Origin of the sequence: Pseudalkalibacillus sp. A8 (assembly GCF_045920555.1) — a bacterium.
In the GTDB taxonomy this organism is placed as follows: Bacteria; Bacillota; Bacilli; order Bacillales; family Fictibacillaceae; genus Pseudalkalibacillus.
This window is the reverse complement of record NZ_CP174509.1, coordinates 1,611,773-1,632,263: the sequence shown is the minus strand read 5'-3', so window position 1 is coordinate 1,632,263 and position 20,491 is coordinate 1,611,773. Positions and strand designations below refer to the sequence as shown.

Below are 20,491 nucleotides of genomic sequence, written 5' to 3'. Positions count from 1 at the left end.
TGTTACGCCTGTTCAGCTAAAAGAGTAATGGCATTTAGAGCAGCTACCGTTACGGTACTGCCCCCCTTTCTGCCAACGTTTGTAATAAACGGAACATCTAGTTTCGCCAATTCCTCTTTCGATTCAGGCGCCGATACAAAGCCGACAGGAAGACCGATGACAAGGCCTGGCTTTGCTTCCCCCTCTTTTATAAGACGGATCAGTTCAAGTAACGCTGTCGGCGCATTTCCGATGGCGAAAATTCCACCGTCTGCTTCCTTTATGGCTTTTCTCATGGATATGATCGCTCTTGTTGTATTTAGACGCTTTGCTTCCTCTATGACATCAGAATCAGAAATGTATACTTTTACATCTCCTCCGAACTTTTCAATCCGTTGCTTACTAATGCCGGACTGTATCATTTGTACATCGGCTACAACGCGCTTTCCCCTACGAACTGCCTCAATCCCGGAACGTATAGCGTCACGATGGAACAGCAGACTTTTACCTAGCTCGAAATCAGCTGATGCATGGATGACACGACGGACAATCGGATATTGTTCCTCTGTAAACGAATACTCGCCTATTTCCTCATCGATCATTTCAAAACTTTTTGCTTCAATCATTTGGGGTTGAACAGTAATCGGTTTAAATTCTGTCTTAAAATTCATGATTATACCTCCTCTAATTTCAAATACCTTTCATTTCTGATATGGTGCATGACTTCTTGAAAGCTTGAATACTTCGTCCCGTATTCAATTGTCGGGCGTTTAATGATGATGGTTTCAATATTAAGCTCCTTTGCCGCTTCAACCTTTTCGTCAACAGAGCCAACTTTGCCACTTTCTTTTGTGATCATAAGTGTGACGCCATACTGCTTGTATAACGCCTTATCAAACTCCTTTGTGAAAGGACCTTGTATCGCGATGATATCCTTTTGCGCTATCCCAAGTTCCTCACATTTCTCCATGTTATCCTTTCGGGGCAGCATACGAGCAAGAACACGAGAGTTCGGTAAGCCTAGAAGTTTTTTCGTAAAAATTTGCAATGTTTTGCTTCCTGTTGTAAGCATGATCACACCTTTTCTTTCAGAAGCCAAAGTTGCTGCAGCTTCATAGCTGTCAACCACTGTTAAACTCGGGCTTTCAAAGTCTTGTGATTCCCGTTCATATCGAATATAGGGAACATCGGCTGATTTTGCCGCCTGTATTGCATTTTTACTTGCTTCTTCTGCAAAAGGATGACTCGCATCCACCACTACTTTTATACAATGCCGCGCGATGAACGCTGCAAACTCTTCGCTTGTTAAGCGGCCTACATGAACTTGTAAGCCTTGCCGTTTCAACTCAATCGCTGCATTTTCAGTTACCACAGTAGCAATTATGCTATATCCAGCCTCTTTCATTTCAATAGCTAAAGCCCTCGCATCACTTGTTCCGGCTAAACATAAAATCATGCCTTTTGCACCTCATCTTTTTCTTGCTCATCATGATGGTCATGAGTTTGGTCGTGATGGTGATCATGGTGATGATGATCATGATGATGATCGATATGCTCCATGGCAGCCAATCGATATTGACATGTATCACAATTTATTTTCACTTCACCTTGAAGGGCTTCGGTAATCCGGTCTTCAATAATGGTCTTCAAACGATCATGAAAACCGAAATAACCTGCAAGTTTAAATTTATGCTCAGGATATAGATGCTGTAGTTCCTCCATTAATGTTTCTAATCGCTTAATTAAGATACCTGTAAATAAAAAGTATGGAAGGATCACGATTTTTTTAGCTCCAAGTTTGATACATCTTTCTATCCCTTGTTCTATAAGCGGATCTGTGACACCCATGAATGCCGGCTCTACTAATGAATAATTGACTTTTTCATAGAAAAGACGAGCGATTTTATAAAGCTCGCTGTTGGCATCTGGATCGCTTCCTCCTCTTCCTAAAAAGACGATAGCTGTGTCTTTCCCAGGTTCTTGGACATTTTCACCAAGTTTTTCAAGATTGGCTTTACAAATCTCGAATGTCTCTTCATGTATACCAATAGGTCTACCATACGTTAATTGAATAGAAGGATATTTTTCTTTTGCTTCATCAATCGCGGCAGGAATATGTATCTTGGAGTGACCAGCAGGCAATAACATAATGGGAATGACGATAACATGACTGGCGCCCTTCATCACACACGTATCTATACCTTGGCTAATGGTCGGCAATTCAAACTCTAAAAAGCATGTTTCAACTAACAATGAAGGCTCCAGCTGAGGCTTCAACTTATGAATGAACTGCCGAACCTGTTCATTTCCTTCTGGGTCTCGGCTTCCATGTCCAACTAGTAGAACTGCTTTCATTCTCATTCCTCCTATTTTTCATTCTCCGCACGGGGCAGGCTCTAGTTCAATGACAGGCGTAATGTCTTTATGCTTATAGCCTTGAACTTCTTGAACTCGTTTGAAATATTTGTAAAAGCGCTCGTTCGGATGACCTTTTTGTTTATATTCATGTACAATGGATTCAATCATATCTACCAGTTGATCAGGATGTACCCCTTCTGCAACAGGCTGACCTGGATGTGCAGTCCTGCCGACTGTCTTTCCGCCTAAAAATAAATCAAACTTCCCTTTGCGAAATACAATCCCTATATCCTCGTTCACAGCACCGTAGCAGGCCATGCCACATCCATTGAATCCAAGCTTCAATTCCTTCGGCAATTCCAATCCGCCAAGTCTACGTTGAATTTCCTCTGCATGAAAAATTGAATCTTTCTTTTCACCATCACAAAAGTCACATGCTTTAATTTGGAACACATCACCTATTGGTGACAATAAAAGCCCGACATCAGTCAGTCTTTTTGTAATCGCATTTGGATCTTCAGTTGGGATCTTCAGTAGAATTTGATGATGTGGTGTATATTCCATCGTTCCTTTTTCACCCACAACCTCTGCCAATACGACCATTTGCTTCGGTGTAAACTTCTTATTGACAACCCCTGGGCTGACAGCAAACTCAAAAATAGATTCAACAGGCTGAGAGATGGGGGAAGTATTCCTACTTCCGTCGATCGTTTCTGATCCATCCAACTTTTCGAGCGCTTCCATTACCAGTGATAGAGGCGTACTTTCTTTTTTAGTTGCTGCACGAATCGTTTGTCCGTTTTCATGCTTCCCTTCATGAAGCGCCCACGGTTCATTTTCCGGTCGTAAGCGCTCATGTGGTCGTAATCGTTGTACCTCCGTGTTTAACGTATACTTTTTTTGGTAGCCTCTTGGTGTGATCATTTTATCGTCGTAAAAGAATGTTGAAGCGTTTCCGATTATGACGGTTGTAAGCATCCCTATCTCAAAGTCAAGCATGTGTGCCAAGGTTGTCATTACAACACGTTCACTATCCCGGTACGCACTTTTCACAAGACCGACTGGAGTATCAGGTGATCGATATTTTAATAGAATTTGCTGAGCTTCGACAATTTGTCTTGTTCTTTTTCCGCTTTTGGGATTATAGAGTGCAATGACAAAATCACCAAAACCAGCAGCCTCGATTCGCTTTTTAATTATTGTCCAAGGTGTTAAATGGTCACTAAGACTAATCGTACAAGCATCGTGCATAACGGGAGCACCGAGTAGTGAGGAACAAGAGTTGATGGCCGAAATGCCAGGGATAATCTCCACCTCAACACCTGTTGATTCCTTCCAGCCCTTTTCTACAAGTACCTCGTACACAAGGCCAGCCATACCATAAACCCCTGCATCACCACTTGAGATAACAGCCACTTTTTTTCCTTGTTCAGCATATTTAACGGCTGCTTGTGCACGACTAACCTCTTCTGACATGCCTGTACTGATAATCTCTTGATCTGTCAATAAATCTTTTATCAGGTCTACATATGTTTTATAGCCAATCACATAATCACTTTCCTGAATGGCTTCCTGAGCTCGTTTCGTAATATGCTCAAAACTGCCAGGTCCAAATCCAACAACTAGAAGCTTTCCTCTCAACTAAACCAACTCCCTCAATAGTTCAAATAGCATAGACACTCCTAAACCAATACTATAAATACCAGTAATAGAACCAAGAATGAGAAATAGCTTTTGACGCAGCCTCGATTTCATAAAGCCCCATGAAAGAACAAATGTGATACAAATTGTGGATAGCAATAGACCTACAACAAATAATATAAGCTGTGTTGTCGCAGCAGAAAGATCATTAAAGCCGACAGCACTCGTAATGGCAGCAACCTGAGTCGGACTTTCCACACCAATACCATGGATAATTCCAATTATGAATGCCCCGATAATACCCATGCTTATTGGTGATATTTTGGCCTCAGTAAAGCCAAATTTACTGCCGATCTTCGATAACCATTCATAGACGATCGTGATCCGACTTTTAAATTCATAGTCGTGTCTATTTTTGAACAGGCTGTTTATGATAACTCCACCTAAAACAAGTAATGTTATGCTTACTAAAACTTCAAGAGAAAACTGAGCCCCTTCAGGAAGGCGTGTACCCATGAATAATGTGAGCAGGCCAATCACGAGCACAATGGCGCCATGGCCGACCGCATACATAATTCCCAATGAGAGCTGCTTGTTTCGCTTTCCTTCACTACCTACCATGTCAGCAATTGCTGCTACATGATCACTATCTAATCCATGTCGAATACCGATAAGTATCGCCAAACCTGCAAACGTTATTAACTCCATCAATTAACCCCCAATTTAACTGGCTTCTCGATACCTTCAATCGAAGCATCACTTACCTTCACCAAGCCTTCGTCGTCATATTCATAAAGTACCGAATCCTTCAAATTAGCATCTTTCTGTAAATGGTTTTGTATAATTTTACGACCAAGCTCCGGTGTTACCTCTTTAAACCATTTTCCTTCAGGGTACACAATAACAATGCATGCATCTTTACACCTCCCATTACATCTAGTTCTCGTTGTATGAATCTGATTATCAATATTTAATTGTGCAATCTCATCTCGAATTGCTTGAGTGACTTCCTCTCCACCTCTTCTCATACAGCTGGACCCGTTGCAAATCAAAACATGACTCTTCAAACCACTTAAATTCCATGTCGTCATTACGTGTTCACTACTTTCTCTGTTTTGTTATGATCAAATAAAAAGACACCTCCATACGTATAGAGGTGCCCAGTTTATTTTCATATGCACTTACATATGCACTTTTACCGAAGACATATGTATTTACACGGAAGATAAATCCGTATCACTTCTTTCACCTATGACCCGTAGGTATTCCTAGAAGATAGCATAGGCAGGTCTCCTGACTTAGGTTCATCATTTCATTGCGTCTTCCCGATGTTAATCAGTGACAATGTAACAATGAAATTCCCCCTTACAGTGGCGGGACCGCGTCGGACTTGCACCGACTTCCCTTTTAAGTATAGTGAAATATCTATACACCCATGCTATATTATTCAATTGTCTGAATAGAGGCATTTCAAAAAACTTCTTTATAACCAATTGCTTTGAATAAGTAGCTTTGACATGATAAAAGCCTTAACTTGATCTCCAAGTTAAGGCTTGAGCTAGTCTATCGATGTTGCAACAAAAGCAAACAACACAAATTAACCATACTCATCCTTCCCTCCGGAGAATAAATAAAACAAATTTAAAAGCAGGTCTTCTGGCTCGTGCCTCAAGCTTACTCTTGTCCCCTTCCCGGTTGACCCAGTGGGATATTATTTGACAATTTCATCAGCACATACAGTAGCGGGGGCTGCATCGGATTCAAACCGATTTCCCTATTATCTCAAGGATTACCTTGAGCACTTTTAAATTATATTAAGTTTGTAACTATCTTTATCCTTATTTAACGTAATAAAATTCTGCTTTTCAAGTGTTGTTTTTTATAATCCAGTATGTTATGAATTGACTTTCGTTGGACAGCTATGGTCAATAGAAAAGGTCTAGATTTTAGAGAATTCTACCTTCTAACCTACGAAGTCAAAGTATACATGAGAATATGAAAGTCAGAACGGCAAATACGCCGATCAACCCATCTACTTCAACCCGTAGTCCGGTTCTTGCAATGGGAACCTGGCAGAAACACTCGGACCCTATTACCGGGCATATACGAGGATTTGGGATATGAGACTTCATACCAATATAGCAAACTCACATACCATACGATAATCAACCGGAAAACCTGAACTTTTTCCGGTTGGAACACGATTAATGTTCGTGTTTTGCGGGAGGACAGGTGATTCAGGACTATTTTCCCTTGAACGTTCCCAAAGTCTCAGGTCCATTGCCACGTATCCCTTCTTCCTATTTAAACAGTCTATTGTAAAAAAATGTAGGTTTATAGAATGAATTAAGTTGGAATGTATTGTCAAAATTTATTCCTTGTAGTAATCTGTCCTCGATTTAAATCACACCGATCAAAATATGGACTAGTTCATTGGTGGTAAACAGCTGTCATCATTCAATCAAGGAGGAAAATTGGATGTCCAGGTCACACAAGCATTTCTTTATAACCGCCCTTGTAATGCTTATGGCCATCGGCGTTCTTGCACCTGCACAGACACAAGCAAGTACGGACGATGGCGGAGGGTAATGGCTTCCAAACGATAAAGTCGAAAAGCAACCGAGCTGATACAGTAAGGAAAGTCCATCGAAGAGCTTGGGATCAAGCAAGATCAGCTTCACAAAAAAGAAGGCATCCAGACATTAGATGAGTTAATAAAAAAAGAACAGCAAAGCGAAGCGACCTACAGAGCGAACTTGGCCCCAAAAGGAGGTAGTTTATGTGAAAAAGCAGTGGCGAGGATTGGCCATAGTTATGTGTCTAGCGTTGTTAATCAGCGTGATAGCGTCTTCAGACACGATCCAAGCAAGTAGTGGATCAACAGAAGAGGGGTACAGTTGGTTTGTTATACTTCCTGGAGATGCGAAAAAAGCAGCTTCAATGCAAAAACAGTTAGAGAAAGGGAAAACTCCTGTTGAACTGGGGTTAACCTCAGTAAAAACAGAGAAGCAGCCGTTACGATCCCTCAGCGATATTCAAAAAGAAGATGCCAAAGCTCAGCAGACCTATGATGTAAAGGTAGATCCACCTGTACAAATTAATAAAAAATGGGCACCACCAAGATTTCAATATGACTACATCAGCAAGCAAGAATGTTTAGATAACATTGAAAAAAGCGAAAGAGATGAAGGGTGGATTAAGAACCCTTATGCCTGGTGTCGAAGTAAAATCGTAAGCTACGGATGGGTAAAAGGTAAATGGCCTTTCCGCACAGTCTATGGGGTCGAGTATCGCATCACCGAAATCGGATATGGCACAAACTCTGAAGATAAGAACAAGAAGGAACGGGAAGTGAATTTCGACTATTACATCGACGATATCTATACCACGCACTCGATGATGAACGGAGCCAAATTGAAGGTGGATATCAACTGCAATGCTTTGGTTCATGTGGAGGACTGTAAAGAGTCGAGATCAACTCCAGCCATCGAAAGAACGATCGCTCAGTGGAAAAACAACAATTTTGGAACCAAAAAACTGTATTCCACCCCGCCGCCCAAAACAGATAGTAATCCTGAACAGACTGGCTACATGGAGTTTTTCACCCACCAAGTTATGGACCCACCTAGATTTCCCACACGAACAGTGGATTCTCCGAAACAGAAGGTTCGTTGGGATTCTGCAGACTACATGATTGTTATTAATCCCAATCAAACATTCTACAATGCCGGTATCTTTAGCAATGTCAAACCAGTCATTCATTTCTCTTACAACAATCCAAGCGTTATGAAAGAACAAGCACAACACATCAAAGATGCCCTGGAACAGCCAGAGAAAACTTATCCATATCCAGGAATGGGAAAGACTATCCCAAGCACTCTAACCAGACTAAAGGATAAAGAATTAATTCGTAAAAACCGGAAAAAATCACAAAGATGGTGTAAGAGGTTGGCTGAAGCAGGGACGATACCAAAACCGGCCAACAGTGAGTGTGACGAGTTTCCCTTTGCCTCTACGAATCAAGGTTCATATACTGGAAGCGAATATAGTGTTTCCGTTCGTTACATCGATAAGGATTCCAACCAAGCAGGTGGTGCATGGCTCGGTGCCTGGTACGCCTATGACCGGATCCTGGATGGAGATGCTTTTGATGTGGAGGTCGAAGCTCCTGAGAAAATCGCGACGATCCAATCGGAAGGCCAGCCTCAGGACGGCCAAGATAACCGGTCAAGTGACAACTTCACAATCGGGAACATCCCTCCTTACGCGACCAAGTTGCAATGGAAAATCGTCGACGGTCCGAAAGATGCAAAATTCGATGTCATGAAAGACATCAGCTTCGGCGTCGATGAAACGATCTTCTATGACCTAACAGACGGATCCGAGACAGAAATCGAAACGAGCGAAGATTTCTACATCGCTAGACCGGAAAACACCGATGGAGAAAGCTTCACTGTCGAAGTCTATGCAATCCCATAATAGTTTAGAGGCTGTCCAAAACAAATATAGGACAGCCCCTTCTCTTCTATTAAGTTCTTTTCGAGCGCATACCTTTCACTATTTTCAGGTTACCCACGTTGAGAAATTGAGCATATTCATTACTGGTTACATCTACTAATGCTACTTTCCCTTCCTCATCATAATGGATCCCCCATCCATATTTCTTAACTAAAGGAGAAGCCCTGAGGCAAGCTTTGGGTTTTGAAAAGAATTGTTCGCGGAGTTCATCTAGATTTTTACCTGATTCAATCTGGTTCTTGATCAGATAAGTTTTAAACTGTACATCTTCCTGGGTATATCTATAGGGATTATTTTTGATCAAGTCATATTCAATAGATGCGATCGTCGGTTTTCCACTTCTTGATGCAGGCACGGTACCTGCACTGACACCTGAATCCTCAGAAATGGTGATGAATGTGTTTTTGTAAGACATATAAACCCTCCCTAGGGTAAAAAAAATCTTTTGAAAAGGGGATGCTGGTCGTTTATAAGACTCATGATACTCGTTTCATTTATACGAAATTCTCGCTATAAACCTTCCGTAATTCAGCCGAATTGTCTTGCCACTCAATTGGATCACCTTTTATTATCTGGGTTAGGACAGATAAACATCTATGCCATCCTGCAGCAGTATTAACCGCCATTGTTTTATCGTCAAAAGTATGAGTGAAGATCATTCGTGCTCCCTCTTCCTCTTCTAATAACGAGATCTGGATCAAGTCGTCAACCTCTTGGAAACAGAATGTATGAGGCTTTTTCAATTCTGTGATGATCCCTTCATATGTCGTCCCTTCACCGTCATTGAAAGCGATCTTACCACCAGGTCTAAGATCCATCTCGCCAGTAGCGAATGGGTACCACTGAGAGAAATCACCAGGGTTTATAATCACACCAAAAACATATTCTAAATTAAAAGGAAAAAAACGCTCAAACCTCAAAGTATAACGGCCATCTGTTTCATGTAGTGTCCCGTAATTATCCATCATTTCATCCTCCTATTTTATTTCTTTAAGTTCATAAAGAATCATTCAGGAAAAAGGTGAAGCATTAACAAGATGGGTTTGCTCTTCTCTCAAAGATAGATTGAAAGTTGTCCCTGTAACAAAATATCAAGTAACCCAGAGTGAAGACAAGTATTGTGGCAAGAAGGAGCAAGGAATGATCTAAAGATAAATGGAGTAAGAAAATATTGGCTACAATTGGTGATAAGATCATAATCACAAAGGGGATAAATTGATTTAATAACAGTAAAATTCCACATATGACTTCCAAAGATTTCTCGATCACAAATAGATACTTGTATTGGAACATCGCCATTGCTTCTGGACTAGTTGCAATAAATGTGGCTCTAATCCAAAAATGACAAAATATCCGTTGATACCTGCGACAAGAAAAATTACACCTAAAAATAACCGACTTATGTGCATCAATACATCATTCAATTCCCTTCCTCCTATTAGAGTCTATATAAAACTTGATTTACAAGCCCTTGATGTCGGCAATAAGTTCAGGTAACCCATTATTGAAATAATGCCTATAGCCGTCGAGTTCCCGGGTATTTGCATGTGGAAGATTTTCTGCGTAATGACCAAGGTGGGAAATAGGTACGACTTCATCGTCCCGGCTTTGATAAAGGAAAATCCGAGATATTTGAGGGAGCTTTGATACGAAACCATCTTGCAGTGTGTATTCTTTAACTTGCCAATCTTCGTCTTTGCCCCAGAATGGAGCTGAAATCAGAAATAATCCAGAGATGGGTAGTTGGAAATTTCCTTCTTAAAGATATTTCAACAGAACGGAACCGCCCAAAGAATGACCGATTAACATAACCTCACCGTCCAATGCAGAAAGTTCTTTTTCAATCTGAACTTTCCAAAGTGTATACTCAGGATTTTCTGGCTCAGGCATCTTGGGGTTTAACACGTCGTATTCATAACCCAAAGCGTCTTTAAGATAGGCAGCCAGCTCGCTGCTTCCTTGGTGAAGAACTTGAGCTCCTGCACTATGTATGAATAACACATACTTCTTCATATTGTATACTCCCTTCTGGTAGCCTTCTTTTTGTTTTTATACCAATTGCTGCTTACTCAACGCATTCCTTAAACCATTTTCGCAATTGATTGATATGGGCTTGATGATAACGGCTATGGTCAGCCATATGCCATATTCCCCAACGAATGGTAGCTTTCTTTCCATCCTCATATACTACAATTCTATCTAAATCCTGGTCTGTTAAATAAATACATTCCGACTTGAACATATCAAAGACTTTCTTATAATCATGCAAAAGCTCTTCCAGTGGGACGTCTTTTATTTGTGGAAGCCGATCGTCCCTATCTAACATAGGTCCGTATTTTTCCTCCAAAGCATCCCGTAAAGGTTCACCTTTTATCCGAAAGACCCAAAGGAGATCCACATAATTTAAATGTCTTATTAATTGGCCGATGCTATTGAACTTTCCATCTGGTCCATGATAATCTACTTCTTCTTGTACCATTCCCGAAGTGATAGCGTTCAATCTTTGAAAGTTTTCTTTTACAGTAGAGTAGAACATTCCCACAATTGGATCCATGTTTGATTCACCTTTTAAATCAAGCAAAATAATACACCCTCCGAATCGTTTCACCTTAATTGTAAATGCGTTTTTCCAGAATGAATTTAAACTTCTTTTCATTAAATATGCTGAGTAAGTTGTTTCAACCGAATGTTTACAAGGGTTCCTTTAATTAAAGTCACCTTCTTTCCTTCTTAAAATTTCAATTTCTTTTCCAAATTATCTAATCGTTTATAGAATTCTATAAAAAATTGGTATGTATGCAATCACCACAATAATAACCCAAAACATTACCTCCTATAATTAAAGTCCATTCATTTAGCCTTTAAAAAACCAAATAAGGACTATTGTTCCCTATACCTTCTTCACCGTTAATTGCCTTCTTTTAAAATGAAATTAAATATTGAGTTAGACCCAGATTAAATGGAGCTACTGCTATTTACGGAGTAACACTTTGTTTACTTATATCAAGCCCCTTAGAATAATAACGGACAGTTTTTTTCGTTTTTAAAGCATATTCGATTTCCTTACTGGTACTACTGCCTATATAACCGTCAACATCAATAACAAAGATTTCGTCAGCCATATCAATTTTTCTAAAATGAATTTCTTTAAATAATCTTTCTTGCTCTTCTTTAATTTCAATTCCTTCACTTTGTTCAAAAAAAACAAGGCTAATTACAATCTGACCTTGTAAAGTTAGGGATGCCTCTGCTTCTCTAAACTGTTTCTTAAACTTGGTGGAACCACATAAAGTTATTACTCTCATAGAATCCCCATCCTCCTCGCTAAATATTATCCGAGTCACTCCAGAATACTGCCCATTGCTTAATACCAATTATTTCAAAATCACCAAAATAACTCAATCATTATTTCCATGAAAAAGAAACTTATGAACTGGTCAATCCCTTTGGCTATTCTTTCAAAGGGTTGTTCTTTCCTCCCGAAAAGGACGCGTCGTTCTAAACGAATCTCAGAGCCAGTAGAATTAAATAGCCATAATTTTAGGGGAGGGTTAGCTACGATGAATAATCAACCAACACCAGGGCACTTTTATTTAGATTCTAATAACCCTATGTTGATCGCACCTGAAAAACAAGCAGCACAACCTGAATCGATAACGGAAAAGACATTTATCGAAAGATCATTAGCCGAAAATCGGTTTTGGCTCCGTATTATGAAGGAACATGCCCTATTCTTAGGAGAAGGATTTAATCGAAAGGATAAAAACTTGATTCAACAAACGGATCGATTTTTCCAATTTTTCGAGCAACAAGAGAAAAGGGCACACCAAACACCTGCATCAGTTCAGGCAATAAGAAAGTTGAATGAAGACAGTATACAGCTTGTCTATGGGTTCCGGAATTTTAAAAGGAACCTCCTGATCCTTATTGTCAACTGTAAAATCTCTGGGTTCAACTTTCCGCTCTTAGTCGATCATATCGCCCGGGAAGCAGAATATTTCATGAGGACATTACAAAAGTTCAACCAAGGCATTCTTGATCCTGTCCAGGATGCGATCATTAGTGAAAACGTGTTTTGGTTACGAATCATGATGGAGCACTCCCGTTTCATCTCTGCTTTACTTGATCAGTCTGAGCGTAATCTTGTTAATACTGCTCGTAAATTTGGAGATGACTTTGAAGTCCTCTTGAATCAGGCGAGAGATGTGGAATCGATGTTATACAATAAAAAACCGACTTACCCTATCATTACTAGGATGAACCAAGAGAGCGAAAATGCTACCGAAGAATTAAGAGACTTTAAAAAGGCTGGGTTGGAATTGATTAAAACGTGTCAGATCAGGAATGTGATTAATCCGCTGCTTGCAGATCACGTCGTACGGGAAGCAGAACATTTCCTCTATATGATTGGTGTCCTGGAAGGAAGATTAAAGACAAAAATGAATCGGGAAGATGGCTGAATGTAAAAGTAAAATCAAAAATTTTGAATTAAGCCCAACATTGGTTTAATTCAGGGTTTTTGTAATGATCTGCTGGATTAAGATGTTATACCCTTTTCAGGATAAGAGGGAAGTTTATTCAATATGATTCATACAATTATTGCAACTGATCAATGGAGGGATTACGGTTGAAAAAGATACCTGTATCGGGGTTTGTTTATGAATGTGATGAAAACCATTCTGGATCAGAACATTCGCATACTTTGTATATAACACACTGGGATGGAAGGCCGGTCCATGTCCACGATTTTGAAGGCGTGACATCTTTTGACGTTGGACACCGTCACAGATATGAGGGGATAACAGAACCTGCACCTAGTGGAGTACAGCATACCCATCGATTTCATACCATTACAACCTTTGATGATGGGCATCGACATGAAATAATAGGGGTCACCGGACCGGCTATTCCTGTTCCGGAGGGTGGGCATATCCACGAGTTTGAAGGCGAGACTACGGTAGATGGGATGCCACCACATGAACATTCATATAGTGGCAGGACTAGTGTCGATTGATAGACCGGAACACTCGATCAAGTAAACATGATGACTAGGTCAGCATTAATACTCAAAATGATAGGGATTGTAGGAAGGTGCGATTCTTCCTTCAATCCCTATCAGTTCTTCAAGATGCTAAAACAAAGTAATAAGTTCTTAATCAACAAGCATTATCAATATTAGACTGGAACATTAGCATTATCGTATATCTTTTTCAAAGCCGGTTTACCGTCTTCTACTACGAACGAAGCACGGGTGACTATTGGAGCACCTGGTTTTGATACATAAGGGACGACCTGATAATCGGTTTGCCATTTATCTTGGGTCAATGTGCAACGGACATAACCACGCTGATTATTGAAAAATTTGATATGTGGATTTTCTGCCAATATTTCTGCAGTATTGCCCCGGACATCCGATCCATCTCCGCCGGAAGAAATGGAAGTCCCTACAAATTCGACACCGACATTTTCTGACTCAGGATCATCAAAATTCGCTCTGATCTCATTCGCCCAGCTTGAATGGACATCACCGGTCAGCACCACCGGATTGGAAATGTCCTTGCTCTTTATAAAATCAAGGATCCGTTGACGTGCAGCAGGATAACCATCCCATGCATCCATGCTGTAATGTTCAGCATCCGGTCCAAACCCATAATCACGACGAGCGAAAAAGACTTGTTGGGCAAGGATTTTCCATTTTGCGCTTGAAGCTGCAAGTCCATTTAAAAGCCAACGTTCTTGTTCGTCACCAAGCAGTGTCCGATTCGGATCCATCGACTCCTCACTAGGGCTGTCCCATCCATCCCCATTGGCTTGATCATCACGGTATTGTCGGGTATCCAATACATTGAATTCCACCAGGTTTCCAAAAGAGAGGCGTCGGTACAGCTGCATATCGATACCGTCCGGAAAAGAGGATCTGCGGAGCGGCATGTGCTCATAATAGGCCTGTAAAGCGATCGCTCTTCGTTTTAAAAAGTCTTCTTTTGATTGCTTATCAGGGTCTTGGGGAACTTCATCCGCCCAGTTGTTATCGATTTCATGGTCATCGAGTGTCACCAGCCATGGGAAGTTTGCATGTGCCGCTTGCAAGTCGCTGTCCAACTTATATAACGCATAGCGGTTCCGATAATCTTCTATTGTATAGATTTCTGGGAAGTCTTTGTCAAAAGGTCTGACACCACTTGAATCATGTCGTCCTTCATAAATATAATCCCCAAGATGGATGACAAGGTCGAGGTCGTCTTTCGCCATGTGCTGGTATGCTGTAAAATAACCTGTTTTCCAATACTGGCAAGAAGCGTATGCGAATGTAAACTTGTCTACAGTTTGATCGAGTGCAGGCGCTGTCTTTGTCCTTCCGACGGGGCTGATTTCATCACCAGCCTTAAAGCGGTAGTAATACCATGTAGCCGGCTGCAGCCCATTCACTTCCACATGGACAGAATGTCCAAGTGAAGGTTTTGAAACCTCTGTGCCTCTTTGGACAATTTTTTTAAAGTCTGGATCCACCGAAACTTCCCACTGAACCGGAAAGGGGTTGGATGACATTCCGCCGCCATTCAATGGATCTGGTGCTAATCTTGTCCATAAAACAACCCCATCTGGTAGTGGATCACCTGATGCAATTCCTAACGTAAATGGATATTGCAAAGAATTGGATGTTGCACTTGCCTCATTCACCGGGAATGCGTTGAGGATGGACGCCCCTAGTGCCACACCGACCACCTTGCCTGATGTTTTGATAAAACTCTTCCTGCTAAGCTTCTTGGTAAAATCCTTATAATCCGTCACTTTTATCCCTCCTTCTACATTTATCTATTATTGTAGAGAAGGATTGTAAAGGACTTGTCATTTCACTTTAAATATCATCAAATAGAGACGAATTGGTAGTTTCGTAACGTTTTTCGAAGATATTTCAGGATTGAGATAAGACTATTGGAGGAAATAATCCTGTTTTGATATTGATTCCCTCCTCATTTTCATAGAACACTGGAAATCAAAGTAAATAAGAGGATATAATTCCTTAATACTTTTTACAAGTCTTCCACAAAAAAAAGCAGCCTCAAAGGAGAGTCCTGCAAAATAGGGCGAAAAAATCTTTAATAGAGAAAAATCCACCAGTTAGAAAAGTTGACCTTAACTTTCTGGTGGATTTTTACATTGTTTCAAGAAGTATGGGCTGATATTACACATTTCCCAGCTCATTTTGTGGTAATAATTTTGTCATTCTTTTAATGTTTACAGCGAACACCGAGAGATAGGTTTGTATTTTCATACCTAATAAACCACGGTATTTCGCCCTGGTTAACCCATGGAATCTTTTTAATTCCGCATTCTTATGCTCTATAGATGGACGTACCTTTTTCCGTTCTTGATACTCTTCCGAGTCTAAGTACTTCATTTGTTGTTGATGTTCTTCAGAAATGATCCGAATGGAGTATGTTTTTGATTTTTTCCCCTCTTTATAACACCCTTCTTTTAACGGACATTCTTTACATATATCAACGTCAAAATAAAAAGTGTTCATTTGGTTTGTTCCAGTATCTTTTTTACCCGTTCGAGCTTTTCGAATACTATGGTGTCCTGCTGGACAAATCACTTGATCTCTTTCTTTATCATATTGAAAGTTGTCCTCTTCTCGTGCTCCATAAACAGATGGATTGAGTGGGATGGATGCTGTGATTAAATTTTGTTGTAAGTAGGATAAATTATGCTTAGATGAGTAAGCCGTATCAGCGAGAATTTCGTTAACTTCCATTCCACCAGCTTTAGATTGGTTCACTAATTCTTTTAATTGCTTACCGTCATCTACATTTCCTGGAGTGACCTGAACACCCGTAATAATTTCTTCTTCGGTCATCGCAAGATGATTCTTATAACCATAAAAGGATTTTGTAGTAGACTTCCATCCAAAACGCGCATCCGGGTCTACTGCTGACAGAATCCCTTTCTTCGAAAGAAGCCTTTCGTCTTCGACAATTCTCTTTGCGGTCTCCAGCTTATCCTTTATCGCGCCTTCCGCATCTGGAAGAGCCTGTTCGATTTGTTCACCTAAATGGGCTAAATACCGAAGCATTTCTTTAGCTTGTTCTTCCTCTGGAATATCATTAAGCTTTGGAGCTTTAGGTAATTTTTTATGTAGTTTGGTATGTTGTTTTTTAACGGCTCTGGAGAGCCTTGAAGCTGCTTTTGTTAGCACTTGTAGAGGCGAACGCTTACTTGCGTTTGCTTGGGCATGTGTAGAATCTAAAATGAGTGCTTTCGATTGGATGATCCCTTTTTCCTGGCACTGCTTGACGAGTTCTTCCAATACTTCCTCTACACGATTAGCTCCTAATCGATGGTTTCGAAATCGACTTAATTGTGTAGGATGGGGTAAAGAACTTTCGGGATTCAATCGTAAAAACCACTTATAAGCTAAATGTAAATTGGCATCTTGAATGACTTGATCATCGGATAAATCATATAAGGTCTGGATGAGAAGAATTCGAAGTAGTAACTCTGGTTCAGTCGCTGGTCGTCCGTAATACATACAATATGATTCCTTCGTAAGGTCATATATAAATGAAAAATCAACCACCTTATCGATTTTCTTTAATAGGTGATCTTCTGGTATTAAATTGTACAACTCGGCATGAAAGGAAAGAGTTTCTTGATATTGATCTTTTAACATTTATCCAATTCCTTTGCATTTTTCTTTCATCATATCAAAAAACGCCCCGAAGGGCGCTTTTTCCAGTTACTGTATTCGTTTTGCAGGACTCTCCAAAGGGCTGCTTTTGGTTGATGCTATTGTTTCAGATCTGGATTTTCCCGTTTAGCTTCCTTGACTCTAGGTTTGCGATATCCACCCGCGATATCTGCTTGTTTGAATTCTTTCGTATAAAGGACTTCTTGAGCGTCTGATAGTTGGACCCCATCCCCTCTGATAGGCTGATACTGTGTCTTTTTAGCCATGGTGCTCATCCTTTCTGTCGGAATTAGGTTTATGTTATTTTTACCCGCTCTATCAATGCGATAAACATAAGCTGTTTATTTTCCGTTTTTTAACTAATTCTTTTAAGCTATTGTAGAATCAGTTGATTAAGGGTTTTTGGATACTCTGTAATCAATTCAGCACCATTCTTTCTAAGAACAACAGTATCAGAGTGCCTGAAACCACCAATTCCTGGTACATATATACCTGGCTCAACACAAAACACCATTCCTTCTTCCAGATCCAGATCATTATCAAAACGGACATATGGTTCCTCATGTGCGGATATCCCTAATCCATGCCCAGTTCTGTGAACAGCATACTGTCCTAAGTCTGATTCTTCTATGACTTTTCTTGCCACTTTATCTACTTCAGCAGCAGTGACTCCGGGACGGATAAAATCCAATGCTTTCAATTGTGCCTCTGTAGCTACCTCGAATATCTTCTTTTGTTCATCGTCAGGTTCACCGACAAAGATCGTCCTTTCCAACTCTGCCCTATACCCATTAAGTGCAACCTGGCGACTATGGATAATAGCATCTCCTCTTTCAAAGCGTCTCGTATTTGAAAAAACATGCGGTAAGGTTGTTCGTACTTCACCAGATGGTGACATGACGATAAGATCTAATGTCGCCCCTTGGTATTCAGTTGATGCTTTCGTGTATATTGCAAGATCCCCCTTTGAATCGATTTCCAGTTCACTGATACCTTCCATACAAGCTTCAATGGACGTTTTGACACCTAGATTGACCAATTCTCCAGCTTTCTTCATCATATCGATTTCTTCTTCATCTTTAATGTAACGCATACGTACGAGCTCTTCTCCAACATCCGAAATGGAAAATCCCAAGTTTTTGATGAAATGATACAGACTTGCAGGGGCGCTGCCAAGATCTAATCCTACTCGAGTCCCCTGGGAATATTGAGATAAGACTTCCCTTACAACGGTCATTTGGTCAGTTTTAACTTCTTCAGGATGTTCATAATAAACCTCGATATGGTCCACTTCTGCTTCTTGGATAGCATGAAGCTCTTCTAACCCAGGAACAATCAAAGTACTCTTATCAATGTCGACAACAAGATAAATCGGCCTTGAATAAATCAGCGCCTTGAATCCAGTCAAGTAATATTGGTGGTCCGGTAACATCACAACTGCAGTAGATAGGCCATTTTCTTCAAGATGATTTCTAAAACGAACAATACGATTTTTAATGTCCATAGATAAAACCCTCCAATTTATTTATGAATACTCGTTGCTGGATCGACTTTCAGCTTTGTAGGTGTAGTTAACAGACTTACAACAATTAACGCAATAACTGACAAAGGTAATGAGAACAGTACACTGTTCCAATCCATTGGTTTCTGAAGCCCTATTTCCCAAAATATCGTTGCTGCTCCACCAATGATTATGGAAGATAAAACCCCAGGTGTAGTAGCCCTCTTCCATAGAAAGCTAGCCAAAATTGTTGGGGTGATTGCAGCTCCATACATGGTGTAAGAATACATTTGAATCGATAACACTGAAGGAAAGAACTGGCCAAGACTATAAGCAAAGACTCCTAGAAGGATAACGATATAACGGTTTAATTTAAGCAGTTTATTTTCTGCTATTACATTCTTTCTAGCCCCCTGAATCAAGTCATATACAAGATTCCCAGCTGAAGATAATAAGTAGGAGTTTCCAGTGGTAATGATAAAAGCGACTGATGCTGCAAGAATCAGCGATCCAATTCCTATTGGCAATCCACTTGCGGCAAGTTCTAGTATCGCGGTATCTGGAGGAATATTCGGGAAAAGGACGATGGAGCAAGTTGCAAGTATAATAGCAAGTCCCATGATCAAAACATCACCGATCAGAAATCCATAACAGATTTCTTGGCAATAGCAGGAGTTTTTGCAGATGAAAAACGTTGGTACATATTTTGATCACCCAGTATCAAAAGAAAAGTCGGTAAGAAAAAGCCCAACAACTGCGGAACAGTCAATCCGCCGTCCCATGCTAATTGATGATCCGCTAATCCAGCTGTCAATCCATCGAACCCACCAACAGCTGATAATGCAAACGGAATACCTATAATGAAACCAGTAACAATAAGGAAGGAACTTAGAAAATCAGTATAAGCGACAGAAAACATGCCACCGGTAGTTGCAAGGAAAATAACGACAGCAGCAGTAATCAAGGTACCTAATTCAACAGAAATACCAGTGGTGATATTCAGGACATAACCTCCGCCAATGAATTGATAAGAAGTTATTCCTACATAAGCTAGTAAGATAAAAAGAGCTGAAATCGTTCTTGTTTTCTTGCCGAATTTGATTTCTAACATCTCAGGAATGGTATATTTACTCAAGGAGCGAGCTTTATCCGCTATGAAGTATAGTATGAATATACCTATCGGAGCACCTGCAAAGTAAATGATTGAAGCGAGTGGCCCATACTGATAAATGAAGCTCGCTCCTCCAACAACGGTTCCGGATCCAACCCAAGTAGCCAAAAGGGTCCCGATCAGAACAATTCTAGGGAGCCGTCTGCCAGCAACCATGAAGTCTTCACTCGTTTTAACTTCTCTTTTTGCATAGTAGATGCCCATCAAGATCATTAGTAGCAAGTAAAGTACAACAATGGTGATATAAATGTTACCCAACGTTTATCCCCTCCTTTTAAACTGGTAATTTCTTATTTGCACTTCATATTTCTCCTTCTTAATTGACAGTCTTTTACCGAGTATTGAGTAAATAATTAATGAAGAAAACACCCCAGAAAAGTGAAAACCAATTTGAGACGATCGATTTACTCTCATTACTTTCTTAATGCAACACGTGATGAGTATTTTTTTATTTTATGTTTCTTACCATAAATGACTTCTATTATTAAAATTCAGTAATAAAATAATAGTAGCAAACAGAAAAAAAATTAAGAATGGTAGTTTGGTGTTATTTAACTATTTGACAATTAAGCTTGTTTATTATTAGTGATGCGTTATCACCATATATAAGAATTTATAAAGTTGCCTTATG

At 40.1% G+C, this 20,491-nt stretch carries 22 protein-coding genes and 3 riboswitches; of the genes, 3 read left to right on the top strand and 19 right to left on the bottom strand.

Annotated features, from left to right (window positions below):
• Window positions 1-2: 2 nt before the first annotated feature.
• The 7 genes from ACJROX_RS08440 to ACJROX_RS08410 form a co-directional block, all read right to left on the bottom strand.
• Entirely contained in the window at window positions 3-650 is a 648-nt protein-coding gene (locus ACJROX_RS08440; protein ID WP_408010306.1) for a precorrin-8X methylmutase, read from the bottom strand.
• 2 nt (window positions 651-652) lie between these two features.
• Window positions 653-1,435 carry a precorrin-6A reductase gene (gene cobK / locus ACJROX_RS08435; RefSeq protein ID WP_408010304.1) on the bottom strand — a complete coding sequence of 261 codons (783 nt, stop codon included), beginning with the start codon at window positions 1,433-1,435 and terminating at the stop codon, window positions 653-655.
• On the bottom strand, window positions 1,432-2,334 hold the full coding sequence (locus ACJROX_RS08430; protein WP_408010303.1) for a sirohydrochlorin chelatase: 903 nt from the start codon (window positions 2,332-2,334) through the stop codon (window positions 1,432-1,434). Before ACJROX_RS08430 ends, cobK begins: the two co-directional genes overlap by 4 nt.
• Window positions 2,335-2,352: 18 nt before the next feature.
• The gene (cobJ, locus tag ACJROX_RS08425) at window positions 2,353-3,978 is read right to left on the bottom strand and encodes a precorrin-3B C(17)-methyltransferase (RefSeq protein ID WP_408010302.1); all 1,626 of its coding nucleotides are present in this window, start codon (window positions 3,976-3,978) and stop codon (window positions 2,353-2,355) included.
• Window positions 3,979-4,686 carry a High-affinity nickel-transporter gene (locus ACJROX_RS08420; RefSeq protein WP_408010301.1) on the bottom strand — a complete coding sequence of 236 codons (708 nt, stop codon included), beginning with the start codon at window positions 4,684-4,686 and terminating at the stop codon, window positions 3,979-3,981.
• Window positions 4,686-5,069, bottom strand: a complete 384-nt coding sequence (locus ACJROX_RS08415; RefSeq protein WP_408010299.1) for a (2Fe-2S) ferredoxin domain-containing protein — start codon at window positions 5,067-5,069, stop codon at window positions 4,686-4,688. The genes ACJROX_RS08420 and ACJROX_RS08415 overlap by 1 nt, the downstream gene beginning before the upstream one ends.
• Window positions 5,070-5,243: 174 nt before the next feature.
• Window positions 5,244-5,430: riboswitch (cobalamin riboswitch) on the bottom strand.
• Window positions 5,431-5,606: 176 nt separating this feature from the next.
• Window positions 5,607-5,799, bottom strand: a riboswitch (cobalamin riboswitch).
• 204 nt (window positions 5,800-6,003) lie between these two features.
• A riboswitch (purine riboswitch) is annotated at window positions 6,004-6,107 on the bottom strand.
• Window positions 6,107-6,259: a hypothetical protein gene (locus tag ACJROX_RS08410; RefSeq protein WP_408010298.1), complete on the bottom strand. Its 153-nt coding sequence runs from the start codon at window positions 6,257-6,259 to the stop codon at window positions 6,107-6,109. It overlaps the preceding riboswitch by 1 nt.
• A 500-nt stretch (window positions 6,260-6,759) precedes the next feature.
• Between ACJROX_RS08410 and ACJROX_RS08405 the strand changes: the two genes are divergently transcribed.
• Entirely contained in the window at window positions 6,760-8,457 is a 1,698-nt protein-coding gene (locus ACJROX_RS08405) for a NucA/NucB deoxyribonuclease domain-containing protein (RefSeq protein WP_408010297.1), read from the top strand.
• Window positions 8,458-8,506: 49 nt separating this feature from the next.
• Here the strand turns inward: ACJROX_RS08405 and ACJROX_RS08400 are convergent, their stop codons facing one another.
• The 6 genes from ACJROX_RS08400 to ACJROX_RS08375 all read right to left on the bottom strand — a co-directional run bounded on the left by ACJROX_RS08400 (window position 8,507) and on the right by ACJROX_RS08375 (window position 11,801).
• On the bottom strand, window positions 8,507-8,911 hold the full coding sequence (locus tag ACJROX_RS08400; RefSeq protein ID WP_408010296.1) for a DUF6157 family protein: 405 nt from the start codon (window positions 8,909-8,911) through the stop codon (window positions 8,507-8,509).
• A 79-nt stretch (window positions 8,912-8,990) separates the two neighbouring features.
• Window positions 8,991-9,461, bottom strand: coding sequence for an SRPBCC family protein (locus ACJROX_RS08395; RefSeq protein WP_408010295.1), 471 nt, complete (start codon window positions 9,459-9,461; stop codon window positions 8,991-8,993).
• A 300-nt stretch (window positions 9,462-9,761) separates the two neighbouring features.
• Window positions 9,762-9,920 carry a hypothetical protein gene (locus ACJROX_RS08390; protein WP_408010294.1) on the bottom strand — a complete coding sequence of 53 codons (159 nt, stop codon included), beginning with the start codon at window positions 9,918-9,920 and terminating at the stop codon, window positions 9,762-9,764.
• A 334-nt stretch (window positions 9,921-10,254) separates the two neighbouring features.
• Complete coding sequence (locus tag ACJROX_RS08385; protein WP_408010293.1) at window positions 10,255-10,509, bottom strand: hypothetical protein; 255 nt, start codon at window positions 10,507-10,509, stop codon at window positions 10,255-10,257.
• A 52-nt stretch (window positions 10,510-10,561) separates the two neighbouring features.
• A complete protein-coding gene (locus ACJROX_RS08380) occupies window positions 10,562-11,080 on the bottom strand; it encodes a DinB family protein (RefSeq protein WP_408011610.1) in 519 nt (172 codons plus the stop codon).
• 391 nt (window positions 11,081-11,471) lie between these two features.
• The gene (locus tag ACJROX_RS08375; RefSeq protein ID WP_408010292.1) at window positions 11,472-11,801 is read right to left on the bottom strand and encodes a hypothetical protein; all 330 of its coding nucleotides are present in this window, start codon (window positions 11,799-11,801) and stop codon (window positions 11,472-11,474) included.
• A 255-nt stretch (window positions 11,802-12,056) separates the two neighbouring features.
• On the opposite strand from ACJROX_RS08375, the gene ACJROX_RS08370 reads away from it, so the two are divergent.
• Together ACJROX_RS08370 and ACJROX_RS08365 are read left to right on the top strand one after the other, a co-directional pair.
• Complete coding sequence (locus ACJROX_RS08370; RefSeq protein WP_408010291.1) at window positions 12,057-12,956, top strand: DUF2935 domain-containing protein; 900 nt, start codon at window positions 12,057-12,059, stop codon at window positions 12,954-12,956.
• 167 nt (window positions 12,957-13,123) lie between these two features.
• Window positions 13,124-13,510: a YmaF family protein gene (locus ACJROX_RS08365; RefSeq protein ID WP_408010290.1), complete on the top strand. Its 387-nt coding sequence runs from the start codon at window positions 13,124-13,126 to the stop codon at window positions 13,508-13,510.
• 161 nt (window positions 13,511-13,671) lie between these two features.
• Here the strand turns inward: ACJROX_RS08365 and ACJROX_RS08360 are convergent, their stop codons facing one another.
• From ACJROX_RS08360 to ACJROX_RS08335, 6 genes are all read right to left on the bottom strand, one after another.
• Entirely contained in the window at window positions 13,672-15,288 is a 1,617-nt protein-coding gene (locus ACJROX_RS08360) for an alkaline phosphatase D family protein (RefSeq protein ID WP_408010289.1), read from the bottom strand.
• A gap of 394 nt (window positions 15,289-15,682) precedes the next feature.
• Complete coding sequence (locus ACJROX_RS08355; protein ID WP_408006191.1) at window positions 15,683-17,170, bottom strand: IS1182 family transposase; 1,488 nt, start codon at window positions 17,168-17,170, stop codon at window positions 15,683-15,685.
• A 116-nt stretch (window positions 17,171-17,286) separates the two neighbouring features.
• The gene (locus tag ACJROX_RS08350) at window positions 17,287-17,454 is read right to left on the bottom strand and encodes a YfhE family protein (protein ID WP_408010288.1); all 168 of its coding nucleotides are present in this window, start codon (window positions 17,452-17,454) and stop codon (window positions 17,287-17,289) included.
• A 107-nt stretch (window positions 17,455-17,561) separates the two neighbouring features.
• Window positions 17,562-18,692, bottom strand: coding sequence for a M24 family metallopeptidase (locus ACJROX_RS08345; protein ID WP_408010287.1), 1,131 nt, complete (start codon window positions 18,690-18,692; stop codon window positions 17,562-17,564).
• Between the two features lie 17 nt (window positions 18,693-18,709).
• On the bottom strand, window positions 18,710-19,309 hold the full coding sequence (locus ACJROX_RS08340; RefSeq protein ID WP_408010286.1) for a sodium:solute symporter family transporter: 600 nt from the start codon (window positions 19,307-19,309) through the stop codon (window positions 18,710-18,712).
• A gap of 17 nt (window positions 19,310-19,326) precedes the next feature.
• The gene (locus ACJROX_RS08335) at window positions 19,327-20,118 is read right to left on the bottom strand and encodes a sodium:solute symporter (RefSeq protein ID WP_408010285.1); all 792 of its coding nucleotides are present in this window, start codon (window positions 20,116-20,118) and stop codon (window positions 19,327-19,329) included.
• Window positions 20,119-20,491: the final 373 nt, after the last annotated feature.

What these genes read in the sequence shown, in the direction of transcription:
- ACJROX_RS08440 (WP_408010306.1), bottom strand. Translation starts at nt 650, where the DNA reads ATGAATTTTAAGACAGAATTTAAACCGATTACTGTTCAACCCCAAATG.
- cobK (WP_408010304.1), bottom strand. Translation starts at nt 1,435, where the DNA reads ATGATTTTATGTTTAGCCGGAACAAGTGATGCGAGGGCTTTAGCTATT.
- ACJROX_RS08430 (WP_408010303.1), bottom strand. Translation starts at nt 2,334, where the DNA reads ATGAAAGCAGTTCTACTAGTTGGACATGGAAGCCGAGACCCAGAAGGA.
- ACJROX_RS08420 (WP_408010301.1), bottom strand. Translation starts at nt 4,686, where the DNA reads ATGGAGTTAATAACGTTTGCAGGTTTGGCGATACTTATCGGTATTCGA.
- ACJROX_RS08415 (WP_408010299.1), bottom strand. Translation starts at nt 5,069, where the DNA reads ATGACGACATGGAATTTAAGTGGTTTGAAGAGTCATGTTTTGATTTGC.
- ACJROX_RS08410 (WP_408010298.1), bottom strand. Translation starts at nt 6,259, where the DNA reads ATGGACCTGAGACTTTGGGAACGTTCAAGGGAAAATAGTCCTGAATCA.
- ACJROX_RS08400 (WP_408010296.1), bottom strand. Translation starts at nt 8,911, where the DNA reads ATGTCTTACAAAAACACATTCATCACCATTTCTGAGGATTCAGGTGTC.
- ACJROX_RS08395 (WP_408010295.1), bottom strand. Translation starts at nt 9,461, where the DNA reads ATGGATAATTACGGGACACTACATGAAACAGATGGCCGTTATACTTTG.
- ACJROX_RS08385 (WP_408010293.1), bottom strand. Translation starts at nt 10,509, where the DNA reads ATGAAGAAGTATGTGTTATTCATACATAGTGCAGGAGCTCAAGTTCTT.
- ACJROX_RS08375 (WP_408010292.1), bottom strand. Translation starts at nt 11,801, where the DNA reads ATGAGAGTAATAACTTTATGTGGTTCCACCAAGTTTAAGAAACAGTTT.
- ACJROX_RS08370 (WP_408010291.1), top strand. Translation starts at nt 12,057, where the DNA reads ATGAATAATCAACCAACACCAGGGCACTTTTATTTAGATTCTAATAAC.
- ACJROX_RS08355 (WP_408006191.1), bottom strand. Translation starts at nt 17,170, where the DNA reads ATGTTAAAAGATCAATATCAAGAAACTCTTTCCTTTCATGCCGAGTTG.
- ACJROX_RS08350 (WP_408010288.1), bottom strand. Translation starts at nt 17,454, where the DNA reads ATGGCTAAAAAGACACAGTATCAGCCTATCAGAGGGGATGGGGTCCAA.
- ACJROX_RS08345 (WP_408010287.1), bottom strand. Translation starts at nt 18,692, where the DNA reads ATGGACATTAAAAATCGTATTGTTCGTTTTAGAAATCATCTTGAAGAA.
- ACJROX_RS08340 (WP_408010286.1), bottom strand. Translation starts at nt 19,309, where the DNA reads ATGGGACTTGCTATTATACTTGCAACTTGCTCCATCGTCCTTTTCCCG.